This window comes from Clostridium sp. NkU-1 (genome assembly GCA_001312405.1).
Map to the genome: position 1 here is coordinate 1 of BBDR01000006.1, position 15,673 is coordinate 15,673.

11 protein-coding genes, 6 tRNA genes and 3 pseudogenes are annotated in these 15,673 nt (G+C 41.6%); 12 read left to right on the forward strand and 8 right to left on the reverse strand.

All coding sequences use genetic code 11. The features are described 5' to 3' along the window. The first annotated feature begins 83 nt into the window (after window positions 1-83). The 4 genes from JCM10519_RS10860 (at window position 84) to JCM10519_RS28910 (ending at window position 1,344) form a co-directional block, all read left to right on the forward strand. Entirely contained in the window at window positions 84-368 is a 285-nt protein-coding gene (locus JCM10519_RS10860) for a hypothetical protein (protein WP_054739133.1), read from the forward strand. Next, entirely contained in the window at window positions 338-490 is a 153-nt protein-coding gene (locus JCM10519_RS28900) for a phage holin family protein (RefSeq protein WP_347843859.1), read from the forward strand. Before JCM10519_RS10860 ends, JCM10519_RS28900 begins: the two co-directional genes overlap by 31 nt. Window positions 491-850: 360 nt before the next feature. Next, complete coding sequence (locus JCM10519_RS28905; RefSeq protein WP_347843860.1) at window positions 851-1,078, forward strand: hypothetical protein; 228 nt, start codon at window positions 851-853, stop codon at window positions 1,076-1,078. After that, window positions 1,060-1,344 carry a hypothetical protein gene (locus JCM10519_RS28910; protein WP_347843861.1) on the forward strand — a complete coding sequence of 95 codons (285 nt, stop codon included), beginning with the start codon at window positions 1,060-1,062 and terminating at the stop codon, window positions 1,342-1,344. The genes JCM10519_RS28905 and JCM10519_RS28910 overlap by 19 nt, the downstream gene beginning before the upstream one ends. A 58-nt stretch (window positions 1,345-1,402) precedes the next feature. On the opposite strand, the gene JCM10519_RS10870 is transcribed toward JCM10519_RS28910, so the two are convergent. Further along, window positions 1,403-1,894, reverse strand: a complete 492-nt coding sequence (locus JCM10519_RS10870) for a DUF4489 domain-containing protein (RefSeq protein WP_054739135.1) — start codon at window positions 1,892-1,894, stop codon at window positions 1,403-1,405. An 818-nt stretch (window positions 1,895-2,712) separates the two neighbouring features. On the opposite strand from JCM10519_RS10870, the gene JCM10519_RS10875 reads away from it, so the two are divergent. From JCM10519_RS10875 to JCM10519_RS10900, 6 genes and pseudogenes are all read left to right on the forward strand, one after another. Next, a complete protein-coding gene (locus tag JCM10519_RS10875) occupies window positions 2,713-3,585 on the forward strand; it encodes a substrate-binding domain-containing protein (protein ID WP_054739137.1) in 873 nt (290 codons plus the stop codon). A 281-nt stretch (window positions 3,586-3,866) separates the two neighbouring features. After that, entirely contained in the window at window positions 3,867-4,064 is a 198-nt protein-coding gene (locus JCM10519_RS10880; protein WP_054739143.1) for a phage holin family protein, read from the forward strand. Window positions 4,065-4,786: 722 nt separating this feature from the next. Beyond that, window positions 4,787-6,454 (forward strand): S8 family serine peptidase, encoded by a 1,668-nt coding sequence (locus JCM10519_RS10885; RefSeq protein ID WP_054739146.1) that lies wholly within the window; start codon window positions 4,787-4,789, stop codon window positions 6,452-6,454. A gap of 283 nt (window positions 6,455-6,737) precedes the next feature. Then, window positions 6,738-8,461, forward strand: a pseudogene (locus JCM10519_RS10890) (ABC transporter ATP-binding protein); the annotation flags it as partial. 4 nt (window positions 8,462-8,465) lie between these two features. Continuing rightward, a pseudogene (locus JCM10519_RS10895) lies at window positions 8,466-10,322 on the forward strand (ABC transporter ATP-binding protein). A gap of 60 nt (window positions 10,323-10,382) precedes the next feature. Then, on the forward strand, window positions 10,383-10,811 hold the full coding sequence (locus JCM10519_RS10900; RefSeq protein ID WP_054739446.1) for a MarR family transcriptional regulator: 429 nt from the start codon (window positions 10,383-10,385) through the stop codon (window positions 10,809-10,811). A gap of 636 nt (window positions 10,812-11,447) precedes the next feature. Here the strand turns inward: JCM10519_RS10900 and JCM10519_RS10910 are convergent. From JCM10519_RS10910 to JCM10519_RS10940, 7 genes and pseudogenes are all read right to left on the reverse strand, one after another. Next, window positions 11,448-12,294: pseudogene (locus tag JCM10519_RS10910) on the reverse strand (AraC family transcriptional regulator); the annotation flags it as partial. Between the two features lie 858 nt (window positions 12,295-13,152). After that, window positions 13,153-13,225 (reverse strand) — tRNA-Lys (locus JCM10519_RS10915). Between the two features lie 3 nt (window positions 13,226-13,228). Next, window positions 13,229-13,300: transfer RNA gene (locus tag JCM10519_RS10920), tRNA-Gln, on the reverse strand. Between the two features lie 37 nt (window positions 13,301-13,337). Beyond that, window positions 13,338-13,413: transfer RNA gene (locus JCM10519_RS10925), tRNA-His, on the reverse strand. Between the two features lie 34 nt (window positions 13,414-13,447). Continuing rightward, a tRNA-Arg gene (locus tag JCM10519_RS10930) sits at window positions 13,448-13,521 on the reverse strand. Between the two features lie 3 nt (window positions 13,522-13,524). After that, a tRNA-Gly gene (locus JCM10519_RS10935) sits at window positions 13,525-13,595 on the reverse strand. A 47-nt stretch (window positions 13,596-13,642) separates the two neighbouring features. Beyond that, window positions 13,643-13,717 (reverse strand) — tRNA-Pro (locus JCM10519_RS10940). 546 nt (window positions 13,718-14,263) lie between these two features. On the opposite strand from JCM10519_RS10940, the gene JCM10519_RS10945 reads away from it, so the two are divergent. Both JCM10519_RS10945 and JCM10519_RS10950 read left to right on the forward strand, forming a co-directional pair. Beyond that, a complete protein-coding gene (locus JCM10519_RS10945) occupies window positions 14,264-14,743 on the forward strand; it encodes a methylated-DNA--[protein]-cysteine S-methyltransferase (RefSeq protein ID WP_054739148.1) in 480 nt (159 codons plus the stop codon). 110 nt (window positions 14,744-14,853) lie between these two features. Beyond that, window positions 14,854-15,561, forward strand: coding sequence for a hypothetical protein (locus tag JCM10519_RS10950; protein ID WP_054739150.1), 708 nt, complete (start codon window positions 14,854-14,856; stop codon window positions 15,559-15,561). Window positions 15,562-15,673: the final 112 nt, after the last annotated feature.

Below are 15,673 nucleotides of genomic sequence, written 5' to 3' on the forward strand. Positions count from 1 at the left end.
AGTGAAGAAAAGAAACTTGTAAACCAGTCCCTTTTGGGGCTTATTTTTATGCCCAAACCGGGCGGAAAGGAATCTTATGAGTATTGAAAAAAATCAAATTTGGCGATCAGGTCTTTGATTTGGTCGCTGCAGGTGTAAATCTTAGAGAAACAGGAGGGACCATCAAATTTCAGAAAGGACCCGCTTCTTTTGATTCCATCGAAGCGATCCTAAAATTAAACGGCAGTATTACACAAATCGGATTGTCTGGGGAACCGGACTGGAACCGCTCTGATCTGGTTTATGCCGGCAGATTGACGAAGCAGTCAGAGCATATCTACCGGTCTCTGGTATTGGTGTGGCCGAGTTCTTCGGACTCCTGTACATAGCTTATGAACTGGTAAGTATACTTAAAAACATGACTCTGTGTGGCCTGCCCGTGAAGCATCTGTGGGAGGTTATTAAAAAGTTTCTTTCTCAGTACACGGACGAGCTGCCGGATAACACATGATTCTGTTGCGATCGTCACAACAAAGTTGTAACATCAAAACTTTTGGGCCCGGGATAATCCTGGGCCTTTTCTTATAGATCGGAGGAATCAGCATGACAGCAGAACAGAAAAGACAGGGGTATGTGACAAGTACGCCACACTCATAGGCAGGAACTTATATAACCAGACACTACGAGATTATTGTTTCAAGAAGTATTCAGACGGTAATTATTACAGCGATTGTAGCAGTTCTATATGCTACAGCTATCAGGAGGCCGAGCATGGCTTCGGGAACCTTAATACAGCCGGGATATACTGACTACCATTGATGCTGATATCGCCGCAGGAATCCCGAATATATCACTCCTGCGTAAAGGGGATATGTTAGAGTTTGCCGGAACAGATGCCAGTAGACCGCTTAAGATTGGCCACATGGAAATGTACTGCGGTAACGGAATTATCTGCGGCCACGGCAGCGGCAGGCCGTCCTACAAGGATATAGTGGCATACTGTAAGAGCCGTTACGCTTCATTCGCTCATGGAGGCTGGCGCAAGGGCCTTTGTATGTGTGCGAAGATACATACGGGACGATGCACAGACTGTTCCTGAACCAGAAAAGCTATCAGGAGCCGGACGGGTGGAGATTCTACCTCGGTAATACAGGAGAGCCTATCCGTGATGCATGGTATTTGGATACTGACGGGAAGTGGTACTGGTTCAATGCAGCCGGTATTATGGTCACGAGCACATGGTACAAGTATAAGGGCGAATGGTATTACCTGGGAGCTGATAGGGCCATGGCGAAGGCTTACAGGAGTCCGGCGGCAAGTGGTACTATCCTGATCAAGACGGGAAGATGGCAATGGAGCCGGTGACACTCACGCCGGACGATAACGGGGCATTGAGGTATTCTGGACTGACAGAATTAAAAGTTTAACAGTCATAGCTATTGTCACTAATAATGGCGCTGAGTGTGGCATTGCTTATATACGATGTAAAAACTGCAATAGTAATACCAGTAATTACGACAAAATAAGTACAAATACTATTTTTACAAAAATCATTGTCACATACAGTAAAATTTATGGAATCAGTATCTAATATAGCATCAATTTTAGAATGATAATAAATTGCACCGACTGGAATTGGTGTAGGCTGATCTAAACACTGTCTAAAAATTTGAAATCTAAAATTTTCCAAAATGTTTGCATGTACATTTGCAGTAAATGAAAGTAAGATGCTGGGATGCTCAAATTCAGAAGCATCTATTGACAATGGTGCAAGTGTTACGGTTGTGTCTGCAACGGCCAAAAGAGGAAACGCAACAAAACCGGGGCTTCCGCATTTTAACTCAGTTCGGGTTGGTTTTGCTTGTTTCTTTTCGCAATAACTTATATCGTAATCGAATTTACTTATCTGGTTCATATAGGGACCCTCGTCATTCAGGAATTGAATACATTAATTGATAATATTAAAAGTGATTATCTATTGTATTATATTATGATTATTTTAAGAATGTGAGTAGTTTTGAATCCCCATATTTAGACTTTAATGTGTTGACGCAAGCCTTGGATCGGGTGATTTGCCATTACGATGTGACCGGCATACCTGGGACGCATTGAAAGCTGTTCTTATAGCCCCTGCATTATATTGGAAGTTTGTTACATATCCAGTATACGGCAATATTAAACTTAAGACAAACTGTAAAATAACTTAAAAAAGTGTTCGCAAATGCTCCCTTATGTTTTCCTATCTAATGTAATGCGGACACCTATTTACGTCTGGCGCAAGCCCACATAGTCCTAACATATTAATAACCTCATAAAATGATCATACAAACGTTAGTTCGACAAGCCAAAGGAAATAAATTCCGTTTAAAATTGCTATTTTAATGAAGTGATATTAAGAAATTCCCTCGCATATAATTGAATATCCGTGTATAAGTTATGCCGGTTATATGAGTATTAAAGCATCTTCTGCTATAGATTCGAATTTTATTTCAAGAATTAGAAGTGTTACAACTTTAGCGGAATTTTAGATACGGGAATAGAATCAGATATTTTATTTACCTGGATAAATACTCCACTGTTACAGCCTATAATTATGTTAATAACAGTATATCTTCTTTATGGAAGTCGGTGATGTATCAGAACACTCGTTGTAAAGCCTGAATTTCAGTACTAGGTGTGAATGTAATTAGACCAACATTAAAATTAATTATTAATATAGGAGATGTTGTAGAAATGAACCATACAGTAAATGAGAACTATAAAATTTATTTAATAACCATGGATAAAAGTGATCAATTTTGGACGGTTATGGATAATGGTGCTAGAGAAATGGCTTCTATGTTAGGTGTTACATATGAATGGGACGCCCCCTTAACGAGAGATGTAAATAAACAAATTCAAATATTTAATAATGCCGTAGCAGCAGGAGCAGATGCAATAATGTTAGCGGCGAGTGATCCTTTAAAGATTTCAATGGCAGTTGAAGAAGCGAAAGCAAAGGGTGTAAAAATCATTTATGTTGATGCACCAGCGTTGGAAGAAGCAGTCATAACCTTAGCTACAGATAATTATACAGCTGGTAAGATAGCTGGAGAAAATATGTTTTACGAATTAGAGGAGATTGGTGTCACAAATGGTTCAATAGGAATCATTGGGGTAACTCCTGAAAGCAGAACGACTGTAAATCGGGAAATGGGATTTCGCGATTATTTTAAACCGTTTGTCAGATATCAAATATTAGAAACAATATACACGAATGGTGACCCAGAGTTAGCAAAACAAGCAACGGAAAAATATATAAGAGACAATCCCAATCTTGTTGGTGTTTTTTCAACGAATGAAGGATCTACGTTAGGGATGGGGTATGCTTTGAGAGAAAATGATATAAATATTATCGGTATTGGATTTGATATCACAGAGATAATTCAGGAAATGATAAAAGATAATACTATAAAAGCTACATTGGTACAAAATCCATTTACAATGGGCTATTTGGGTATGGCTGAGGCAGTTGCTGCATTAAGGGGATTTGATACAGGTCCACAATTAATTAATACTGGAGTAGCTGTAGTTAATATATATACACCAAGTCGAATATTATCATAATTAACTATATTTGAGAAATAAGGGAATTAAAATGATACATGTAGAAAGAAATCATATTATGAGTGATGAAATGCTAAAAAGAAATGGACGCAGCGGTACCGGAATTGAGACTTGGTACTCAGCCAGTTGATGCTGTTTTATCCAGAACGATTGAATGAATATCTATAAAGGAAAACCGGTCAGACAGTTGTGACAAACTGTCTGACCGGCCCATTTATTTCCTTATTCCCTCGGTAATTATAATATGCCCGATTTTTTCCTAATAATTCTAGAGGTCGGGTGTGGGCAGAGCCCACAAAAAAAAGCTACAGGTAACGAATATTTGTAAAGGAACAGCCCGTAAAACCTGGTTGATTTGCAATGAGGTAATATCAACTCTTGAAAATCTTATTGATATCGGCGTGGATATTCCTTCGTTTCTTATGCCTATTGTGAAGCTGATTAAAGGGCATGTTGAAGACAAGACAAAGATAAATTAAGCAACGGGGCCGGTGTTACACTCAGCCCTCGGTATTTAGCCGCCGTAATAGTCTTTTGTATTGTGTACCAATTACCATTTGCATGATAAGTAGCCTGCTCGGTTTTCCGAGCAGGAAAGTATAAAATTGCTTAAAGTTTTTCTTAAAGAAAATAAAGTAACTAAGGTATACTACATATAATAAGGAAGTTACCTTGCCAAGGTCGGGGTCGCGGGTTCGAGTCCCGTCTCGCGCTTTTTTTATTTGTAGCGGAAGCCTTTATTTACAAGGTTTCCGCTATTTTTTTTGCCTGTCAACATGAAGACAGTTGTATACTGCTATATACAGGTTGCAGAATATTTGCCATGAGGCCATGAGTTAACATAGGCAATATTGATCTCTTACTTTTCACGAAAAAAAATGTAAATAGTATCACTATAATCTTACCATTTTAATGCCATCAATGGATTTTTTTGATGTCACCAATGAATTACAGGTTTCTGTTTTTCGGTTTTCATTACTACCTGTTTAAACTCTACCAGAATCTGGGCTACAGGATAGCTGGTATCTGGATTCTGATGGTAAATGGTTCTGGCCCAGCCTCATATTCTTTCCCTTTCTGCATAACATTTAATATGCATATCAGCCCGGCATCGATATCGGGATACTCCAATTTTAGACAGCCAATTTCATTTTGTCTATTGCATGATTGCTGCTGTCAGTAATCGTAAGGAGATTTAACTGTGAAAAAAATTTTGGATAACAATTATTTTGATTTAATCTTTACTAACCCAGTAATTTCAACTCCCAGCAATGATAGCATTACCTATTTAAACAACCGGCATTCCCTGCTGCATATCCCGATTGCTGACATAGACATTTGTGAATTGGCAAGGTACCCCGTTCACACCTTTCCGTCCTTGTTTACTCTCAATTCTACGGTCAATCTCGAACAGACCGGTGTTGGGGAGGTGCAGCGGAATCCTGCCTTAGCCCTGTTTGGACAGGGCGTAATCGTTGTAGTCATTGACACAGGTATTGATTATCAGCATCCTGCCTTCCGCAACAGCGACGGTTCCACCCGTATCCTCACCATATGGGACCAGACTCAGCAGGAGGGAACTCCACCTGATACGTTTACCTTTGGTACGGAATACAGCCGGGAGACAATCAATGCCGCATTGAATTCTGAAGACCCCCTATCCGTTGTACCATCAACAGACACCAACGGACACGGAACAGCCATTGCAAGCGTGAGCGCTGGTACCCCCAACGTACGGGAGGCCTTTAGTGGAGTAGCTCCCCAGTCTGATCTGGTAATTGTAAAACTAAAGGAAGCAAAACAGAATCTAAAGAGTTTTTATTTTGTTCCCGATGATGCTTTATGCTTTCAGGAATCTGATCTTATGCTTGGATTTCGTTATTCCCTTACCATTCAGGAAAGGTTTAACCGCCCTGTGGTTACCTGTTTCGCCGTTGGCAGCAGCCAGGGAGGCCATGATGGGAGAAGTCCCTTAAGCGGTTACCTAAATGACTTGGTATTGCAGCCGGGTATCGGTACATCCGTCTCTGCCGGTAATGAGGGAAACAGCCAAAGGCATTATTTTAATTCCACTACATCAGAGCCTTATTACAATGATTTTGAATTGAGAATAGGGGAAAATGATAAAATGTTTGGCATGGAAATCTGGTCACATTCTCTAGGACGGGTTTCCATTGACATTTCCTCACCTAACAGGGAATCCACACAGCAGGTTTATCCTGCAATCGGTGATTGCAGAATATTCAACTTTGTTTTTACTCCTACTACCCTTTATGTCAACAATTATATTTTTGAAGAGGAGACAGGAGACCAGATGATCCTGGTGCGTTTTCAGAACACTATTCCCGGAATTTGGCGTATTCGGATCAGAAGCATTGAAAATGAGCTTAGCCTATCATGCCTGGCTTCCTTCAGACGGCTTATATCTGAACAGACCTATTTTATTAACTCCTCTCCAGATACCACCATCACAGCACCTGGAAACGGCAATCGCCAGCTGACTGTGACTGCTTTCAATCAGCTTAATAACTCAATACTTGGCGAATCAAGCAGAGGTTATACAAGAATGGGCCTCGTAAAGCCGGATATTGCAGCTCCCGGTTACCAGCTGACCTGTGCGGTTCCCGGAGGCGGATATGGTTCTGTAACAGGATCAGGAGCTGCCGCTGCCCATACAGCCGGCATTATTTCCATGGTTTTTGAGTGGGCCATTGTCAGGGGAAATTACAGCACGATGAACGGAGTCAATGTCAGCCGGCTGATGATGAGGAGTGGGGTGCGGGGCAGCTCATACACCTATCCAAATAACTTATGGGGATATGGCCAGGTGAATGTGGCCAGTCTGTTTCGGCAGTTTTCCAGTATTTAACCTGATCAGGCAGCGAAGTGGATTGAGAATTTCCAATTGGCTGGAATAGATTCAATAATACAGAACAAAATAAAATCAGTGCATAAGAGGTTGGTAGAGAATTAGGTCTATCAACCTCTTTACCTTGTCCCGCAAATTACACATATTCCGGATAAGGCATTTTTCTTATGATGGACAAATACTTTATAATCCATTGACAATTCGATGAATCAGGATATAATAGTTATGTGCGCAACTATTGTAAATGCAACAGTTACTAAAGCAACTAATACGGGAGCCTGATATGAAAAATTTATTTCACTATGCAAAAAAATATAAAAAAGAATTTATTCTTGCAATCATCTTTATTGAGGCTGAAACCATTTTCGAATTAGTTATCCCCATGATTATGGCTGATATCATTGATGTGGGAGTTGCAAACGGTGATAGAAATTACATATTTCTAAAGGGATTTCAAATGGTATTCTTTGCCGTTCTCTCTCTTTTTCTGGGCCATGCATGCGCCCGGTATACCGCGATCTGCGGAAATGGTGTGGGGGCCCAGATCCGAATGGCTGAGTTTCAGAAAATGCAGACTTATTCTTTCGCTAACACGGACCGGTTCAGCACCCCTTCTCTGGTAACAAGGCTTACAAGTGATATTACCACAATCCAGAATTCCATTACAAACGGAATGCGTCCAGGTTTCCGTTCTCCGGTGATGATGATGACGGCATTGATCGTTTCTTTTCGGCTGAATGCCGAACTGGCTGTGGTATTTTTAATTGCGGCCCCTGTATTGGCCGTTATTTTATTCACAATCATCAAAAACGTAAGACCCTTGTATTCAAAAATGCAGGGAGCCGTTGATCTTGTGAACCGGATCATTCAGGAGAATTTGATTGCCATCCGTGTAGTAAAGGCTTATGTCCGGGGTGATTATGAGATAAGTAAATTTAAAGAGGGAAACATGAATTTACAGAATTCCTCTGAAAGGTCCTTTTCCCTGGCGGCCTTAAATATGCCTGCCTTACAGTTTGTCATGTACGGGACCATATTAAGTATCCTGTGGTTCGGCGGAAACCTGGTTATGATCGGAAACATGAAGGTAGGCGCACTGACCAGCTTTCTTAGCTATGTGCTGCAGGTGCTTAATTCCCTTATGATGTTTTCCAATGTGTTTCTTTTGTTTACCCGGTCCTTAACCTCATGGAAGAGGATTTCAGAAGTCTTAGATGAGGAACCGACCATCAATGATGACCGGGCAAAGGATATCTCCATCAAGGAAGGGCGGATCCGGTTTGAAAACGTATATTTCAAATACAAGGAAGATGCAAAGGAATATGTGCTTTCCGATATTTCCTTTGAGATTGGCACTGGTGAGACTGTTGGAATCATTGGTCAGACAGGTGCTGCAAAAAGTACCCTGGTGCAGCTGATTCCAAGACTCTATGAGGTGATAAGCGGTAATATTATCATCGACGGCCATCCCATATACGAATATACCCAGGACCATTTAAGGGATTCCATTGCCATGGTGTTACAGAAAAATACCCTTTTTTTCCGGCTCGGTGAAGGAAAATCTTTACTGGGGAAAAGAGGATGCAACGGATGAAGAAATAGAAAGAGCATGCAGCATTGCCTGTGTGGACGAATTCATTGACCGCCTGGACCATGGATATGATACGGAGCTGGGGCAGGGAGGTGTTAATGTCTCAGGGGGACAGAAACAGCGGCTTTGCATTGCAAGAGCCATATTAAAAAGCGCCAAAGGTGCTTATTCTGGATGATTCCACAAGCGCCCTTGACACCGAGACAGAAGCAAAAATAAAAGAGGGCCTGGAAAAATCCCTTCCTGGAATGACAAAGATCATTATCAGCCAGCGGATCTCCTCTATCATGGATGCCGACCAGATCATTATTCTTGATGACGGAAAAATAAATGCCATTGGAACCCATGAACAGCTTCTGGCCGATAATGAAATATATCAGGATATTTATTTTCACAGCAGAAAGGAGGCGGCCAGTCCTTATGAAGAATACCGGACATGTAAAACCCCAAGACACAAAAAAAGCCATGGTAAAGCTTTTGAGATACATCGGCCATTACAAGTTTTCCATGCTGTTCATAGCGATTCTGGTAATCATCAGTGCATTTTCGGGAATCATGGGAACCTATTTGCTGAAACCAGTCATAAACGAATATATTCTGCCGGGAAATATACCCGGTCTTGTGAGAATGATTTTTATCATGGGGCTGATCTATCTGGCGGGAGCATTTCCTGTCTGCTTTATAACCGAATGATGGTCCACGTTTCCCAGCAGGTGGTCAGTGAGATAAGGATAGACTTATTCCGCCATACCCAGAAGCTGCCTTTGGAATTTTTTGATACCCATACACACGGGGATCTGATGAGCCATTTTACAAATGATGTGGACACCATCTCGGAAGCGCTCAACAACAGCTTCACATTACTGATCCAGAGCTTTATCACTTCCGCAGGTACCATTATCATGTTAATTCTCCTGGACTGGAAGCTGTCATTAATCGTTGTATTTTTTTCTTCTGATTATGTTGATATATATTCGTCACAATGGAAAGCTCAGCAAAAAGTATTTTGCAGAGCAGCAGAAAAATCTGGGAAATATTAATGGTTATGTAGAGGAAATGGTGGAAGGGCAGAAAGTAGAAAAGATTTTCCGCCATGAAAAACAGGACCTTAAAAAATTTTGTGAACTGAATGAGAAATTGAGGATTTCCTCTACAATGGCTGCAACCTATACAGGCATTACCGTTCCTACGATTGTTTCTCTTTCTTACATTAATTATGCCATTTCTGCCTGTGTGGGCGGACTGTTTGCTCTTTCCGGACTGATTAATATGGGTACTCTGGCCTCCTATCTGGTTTATGTCAGGCAGAGTGCCATGCCCATGAACCAGTTTACCATGCAGATCAATTTTCTTATGGTGGCGCTGGCCAGTGCAGAAAAGATTTTTAATATGATGGAGGAAGAGCCTGAATGCGATGAAGGAACCGTCACCTTAAAGAGGGTGGTGCAGGAGGCAGATGGGAGCCTTAAGGAAACGGATGTTTATACCGGTTCGTTTGCCTGGAAGGTTCCTGACCGGGACCGCGGATATCTTCTGGTCCCTTTAAAGGGCGACGTCCGATTCCACGATGTGATTTTCGGTTATACAGGCGGAAACACTATTTTAAACGGCATCAGCCTGTATGCCACGCCAGGTCAGAAGATCGCATTCGTCGGTTCTACCGGCGCGGGCAAGACGACCATCATCAACCTGATCAACCGATTTTATGAATTAAATGGAGGAACCATAACCTATGATGGAATCGATATCCGAAATATAAAAAAGGATGATTTAAGGCGTTCCATCTCTCTGGTCATTCAGGAAACCCACTTATTTACCGGAAGCATTGCCGATAATATCCGGTATGGAAGGCTGAATGCTTCCCATGAAGATATCCTGGCCGCCGCAAAAATCGCAAATGCGGATTCCTTTATAAGGCGTCTTCCAAAAGGATATGATACTATGTTAGAAAGTGACGGCAGCAATTTATCACAGGGACAGAGGCAGCTGATCGCCATTGCCAGGGCTGCCATATCACAGCCGCCTGTTCTTGTCATGGATGAAGCCACCAGCTCCATTGACACACGAACGGAAAAACTCATTGAAAAAGGTATGGATGCCCTTATGAAAGACCGGACGGTATTTGTCATTGCCCACAGGCTTTCCACCGTAAGAAACTCAGACGCCATTTTGGTTCTTGAAAAAGGAGAGATTATTGAGCGGGGCAGCCATGACGAATTGCTGCAGGAAAAAGGGAAATATTATCAACTGCATACAGGACAGTTTGAATTAGAATAGGGCACAACCTGTTTTATGACTTATTTGTGCCTTCAGCGAAGGGAAAGGGATGAAAAATATATGAAGCGACATAATGTGAGAGAGCTATTGGTTCGTGAAGAAAAGGCCAGAAAACAGATTGTTTCCCCGCTTCTGTCAAATATCGGATTGACGCCTGGGCAGGGACATGCCAGGGTCTTATATCATCTTTTACAAAAGGACCATGTCACCCAAAAAGAGCTGGCAGACCGATGCCTTTTCGATGCGGCCACCATGTCAAGAAATATAGACAAACTGCAGGATATGGGGTTCCTTCTCAGGGAAAATAATCCGGACTGCAGACGTTCCGTTCTGATCAGTCTTACAGAAAAAGGGGTTGCTGAAGCCGAAGAGGTAAGAAAAGTATTTCAGCAGTTTGAAGAACTTATCTGCGACCATATTCCAGAAGAAGAAATAGCCGTATTCTGTAAAGTGTTAATGAAAATGTGTGACAATCTGGAAGCATATTAAATTCCGGTAAGCGGTGAAAACAAAGGAGAGTGCAGCACAATGTCATGAAATCAGCGGCCATTTCGCCCAGAGCCTGCTTTTTGGAATACCTCCATAGCAGTTATGCCCTTTGAATGATTGGCCGCTGTTACATGCAGTTATTATGCGTTCAGCTCTTTTTCTAGAAATGCTTTGATATAAGGGGTGGTTTCTTCACTTAGTGCAGGCATGAACGCCATGTAACGACATTTTTGATGATGTTCCTCATCTAAAAGGAAGTCATATCCCATGAGACATTTAGAGTTGCATTCCTCCGGATTTATTAACCGCTTACACACAGATGCTTTTTTTATTTCTTTTTTTCATTATCTCCGGTAAAGTATTTAAAAAGGTTTCATAAGCTTTTACGTGCTCCGGATATATTCGTAATCTCATTCCTGTTTTCCGAAACACAAAAGTTGCTAAGACTTTTTTTGTAGTCTCAAGTTTATAAGAAGCGATTACTCCATTTTTTGCAGGCTTGATTTCACATTTACAATTATTTTGTGTAAGGTAATCATTTATTTCTATAACGAAATCTTTATAACGATCGTCTACTGCTTTAAGAAAAACATTAAAGTTTTCATTTGTCCTATCCAAGATGCCCTCCTGATTATTTTTTTTAATAACGGGTATCCACACTTCAAATCTTGCATTTTGAGGGTCAGGATTTAAATAGACCTCAATATCCGGTCCATTATCATATTCGTATCCAGAAGTGGGAAGCCATTCGGTGACAATTCGCTTCTCCAGTTCTTGTATTGCTTGGGGGCATTGGCCTTCTCCGGAAAATATAGCCCATGTGAAAGGGGGAACAACATATTCCTCCAATGTATCATCAATTTCTTTTGTACTGACAGCGGCGATAAAGTACCGCCATTCTTCCAAGTCATTGCAGACGCTGACCCCTAATATTCCCGCAGGGATCCATCTATCATAGCGGCTAATTTAGGGAGTGTTCCGTCAACAGCAGCCTTGTACCACATTTGAGGTACGATTTCAAAATTCTTTTCAATTTCACGGTGTAAGGGTTGTACCGTACCTGCAATCCGGAACGATTCTTTTTTTTCTATCCGATAGTTCAATTCCTCCACTCCTTTTATTGTTATTTTAAAACTAATGGGCGGATATGATTTTATGGATGCACCGCTTTCTTTTAGAAGGATGGTGCGATTCCATGTATGTTCTGGAAAGCCCGGTTAAAAGCGGTTGGAGAATTATAACCGTATTTAAGCGCAACATCAATAATTTTATTATCCCCATTCTGCAGATCAACCGCGGCCAGGGACATGCGCCTGCGCCTGATATATTCAGATAAAGGCAGATTTGCCATATATGCGAACATTCTTTGAAAATGATAAGTAGAACAGCAGGCTAATTTTGCAGCTTGTTCATAGTCTATCTCTTCCGTTAAATGCTCCTCAATATAGTTCATTGACTTATTTAATCCCTCAATCCATTCCATAAAATCAATCCTTTCACATATATTGTATTTGTGATCTATTGGCCTGTCCTCTCTTTTTATGTACAAATTAGAGAGGAGATGTGTAACAAGTGCTGTGGATTCTATTATAATTATTTAAAAACAGATAAACAATCATTATATTACTTTTATATATTTATCTGCCTGTTAGTTGCTTGTCTCGTTATCCTGTGTTTGACAGTTGCTTTCATATGTTCCCTGAGTACTGCCTTCCGGTTTATTTCTTTAAAGGCTGCCAAATGCCAGTGATCTGCTTGGGGAGGGATAAAGTTCGTACATCCCTTTTTTTCACAGCTGCCTATGAAGTACTCCTTTTTTTTCCGGAAACCTTTCTTGTTTAAACCCTAAAACCAAGTTGTTCAGGAAGATTATTAGACCTATATAAGTATAGAAGGAAACGTCCGTTAATCGCTTTTAGAGCGTCCATATGGCTGCATGGCTACAAGGTAATGAAGACAGGGGATTGGAGGGCAGAAGCGGCATATAAGGCCTTATAAGCTTGAGTTATATAAAGCGGGGAGTGGGAGAGGAGCAGGCAGCATTGACTGCAAGCAGCCGATGGGTATTGTAAAGGGGTATGTGCAAAGGGAAATATTGAATAAATCTGGAATTAGAGAAAAAAGGATCCTGAATCCGCATCAGCATTCAAGGAAAACTGGATTCAGAAACCGTACTGAGATAGTAATAGGAGATAGAATATTCATTATGTGATAGTTATGAGGGGAGATTTCCTAACAGGTCTTATGTGAGGCTGGTGAGAAAGATCCTCATATCGGTAAAACAGACAAAGCAAAAGACCGGGAGAATCATCTGATTTCCCGGTCTTTTCCGATGCATTCATGAGACACCGGGGACTCGAACCCCGGACAACTTGATTAAAAGTCAAGTGCTCTACCACCTGAGCTAGTATCCCATACTGGGCTAGTTGGATTCGAACCAACGAGTGCAGGAGTCAAAGTCCTGTGCCTTACCGCTTGGCGATAGCCAATAAAACTTGTGATAAAAAAAATTCCCTAGGAAGGGAAAGGTGAGTACAGGGATTCGAACCCTGGGCCTCCAGAGCCACAATCTGGCGCGATAACCAACTTCGCCATACCCACCATAAAATTTTCACATCTTGGTCAGAGATGTGAAACGAGCCTGAAGGGATTCGAACCCCCGACCCACGGCTTAGAAGGCCGTTGCTCTATCCAACTGAGCTACAGACTCAAAAGCGGGTGATGGGAATCGAACCCACGTATCTAGCTTGGAAGGCTAGTGTTCTACCATTGAACTACACCCGCAAAAGGCAAGAGAAACTAAAACTACCATTGACGGTTTTTCTCTTAAATCGGGGTGACAGGATTCGAACCTGCGACCCCCTGGTCCCAAACCAGGTACTCTAGCCAAGCTGAGCCACACCCCGATAGTGAAAGTATTTTTTTGTCTTTCTCTTAGTTGCTTTTCCGCAACGCAAGAGTTATTATATATGATGGATATCATTTTGTCAATAATATTTTAGAAAAAAAATTTCAAATTCGTTATAAAGCCTGTATTTATGCGGTTTTTAAGGGAAAAATACCCCTGAAATGGGAGGAACCGGCAGGTACATATCATGTTCCTGCCGGTTGAGTATGAAAAATAAAAAGTCAATGTTAAAAGGGTGGGGTTCCTTTTCAATAATTAGTATACGCGGAAAATATGACGGAAGTTTGACTAAGCCATAAACATTTCATAAAAAAACTAAAAGAATTATGAGGAATATTTGAAGAAACAGAAAGTTTGCTTTTTTTAGCTCTGGAATAGTCAAGCAGATATTCGCAATCCGCGACCCTGCTTGCTCATAACCGAATAGCGGCTATCGCTGCTTGTGTCGGTTAAAAAAAGAAGAGGTCGTCTCTTTATCTTCCTTATGATATAATGGATCCAGATGAAAACGTGGTACAGCTCACAACAGAAAGAAGGATTTAGAATGAAGTACTGGGAAGTTTATGAAAGCAAAATAGGACCTCTTACCTTATTATGTAATGATGAAGCGCTTCTAAGTATAGATTTTGGAAGATCAGAGCCTAAGGAAGCCATAAAAAAACGAACCGGGCTGATTGAAAAAACCATCAGTCAATTGGAAGAATATATGATTGGAAAGAGAAAGACCTTTGATCTGCCTCTTAAGCCGGAAGGAACGGAATTTCAAAAAAAGGTATGGGACGCACTTTTAACAATTCCCTATGGAGAAACGAAAAGCTATAAGGATATTGCAGTTCAGATTCATAATCCCAAAGGATGCCGTGCTGTGGGAATGGCAAATAACCGAAATCCCATACCTGTCATCATTCCCTGCCACCGGGTGATCGGAGCCAATGGAAGCCTGGTGGGATATGGCGGAGGCATGGACATAAAGGTGAAATTGCTGGAGCTGGAACGCCCGGCTGCTTCTCTATATAATTATTAAGAATTTTTGGTGATTCTTTCAGTTCCTTTAATCCCCTATACATTTGATTCAGATAATGTTATAATCCTCATCGTCACCAGGAATAAGATTGATGATGAGGAGTGATTAAAATGAGAAAAAAACAAAATGCTGGCAGTAATTGCAATCGCATGGCAGTCATGATGGCGGCTACGGCCTGTGGATCAAAAGATAATGGGAAGTCCTCACAGGATAATCCTACAGAAGTCAGTGCCGCTGAGACGAAAGTAACAGGAGATGAATCAGCAGGTACAGATGAAACTACATTAGGTGAGGATGATTCTGACAGTGAGGAAGATGGAAACGCCGAAACTACGGAAACGACTGCTTCTGATGCAGGAATCCTGTCTTCCGGTGTCTTTACTTCCAAATCCGGAAAATATCAGATTACACCGCCCCAGGGCTGGACCATTGAGGACGACGGAGATGAAAGCGCAGTGGCATTCACCTCTTCCAATGGCAGCGATATTCTGGAAGTTACTTATGTAGAAGGCGATGAGGCTGACGGAGCCAGAGAGGTCTATCCGGATACCATGGAAGAGTACAAGGAATTAGTCAGCCGTGGTGAGGATATGGAATTTGTCCGTTATAATGTAGAAAACGGCAGCGACGGAAGCCAGACCTTCCGTTATGCGATCCGGTATAAGACTTCTCAGGATGGGGTCCGCTACTATGCAATTTCCGGTTCCTACAATGCTGCTACAAAGAAATATATCAGTGCGGCAGGAACGGTTGAATCACCGGACAGCGCGGTAGAAGGCCAGATTGAGGCAGCTCTGGATACCTTGAAACTGAAATAAAGCTGGAATATGATATCAAAAAACAGGGGCTAAAGCGGAAATGTCTGCTTTAGCCCCTGTTTTTATAGTTTCATAAGGATGCCGTTAAGGAGAGCCACATCCTCCTCCTGGT